Here is a 562-nt window from a genome sequence, read left to right as displayed (position 1 = left end):
TTTATATAGCGATTGTTGCAGCTATAAGTATTTTTATCCTTTCAATTATTTTTCTATATTTTAACCCTTATAGCAATCAAATGCTTGATAAGGAAGTATATATCACTGTATTTTTTATTTTGTTACTTCCGTCTTTTTTAGCAGTTATTGCAGTGCTTGTTAGGAAAAAGATTTTGATGATCCTTTGTGGAGGTTGGTTATTACCTGGGACTCTGTATTTTAGTGTAGCTGCAATACCTACGTTATGGAATTTATACATTATATTTCTAATGATTTATTTTATATCTACCATCTCCAAAACGTCAACAACTATCACAAGCGATTAAAAGGGTGGATGAATAGGTTTCAAGGAGTAGCAACCAAATACTTGGACAATTACCTTTATTGGTTCAACTTTCTTCAACAAAGCAAAAAATTGGCGGAAAAAGAACAGATAAATCAAATGCTACTTAGTGCCTGTCAAAATTCTAATCAAATCACTGTGAATTTTCTGCGTGAAGTATAAAAAACAGCCATTCCTTAGTGAAACAGCTGTTTTTGTAATTCAATAAAAGCTCCCAGA

1 protein-coding gene and 1 pseudogene are annotated in these 562 nt (G+C 31.5%); both read left to right on the top strand.

Annotated features, from left to right (window positions below; translation table 11 throughout):
- Positions 1-326, top strand: a 326-nt coding sequence (locus AC1DTM_RS31030; protein WP_477001765.1) for a hypothetical protein, incomplete at its 5' end; no start/stop codon positions are given.
- A pseudogene (locus AC1DTM_RS31025) lies at positions 284-505 on the top strand (IS1595 family transposase); the annotation flags it as partial. The gene AC1DTM_RS31030 and the pseudogene AC1DTM_RS31025, both read left to right, overlap by 43 nt.
- Positions 506-562: the final 57 nt, after the last annotated feature.

Source organism: Bacillus sp. P4_D3 (assembly GCF_056401855.1).
Note: the sequence above shows the minus strand (reverse complement) of the source record. Positions and strands in the feature narration are given on the sequence as shown.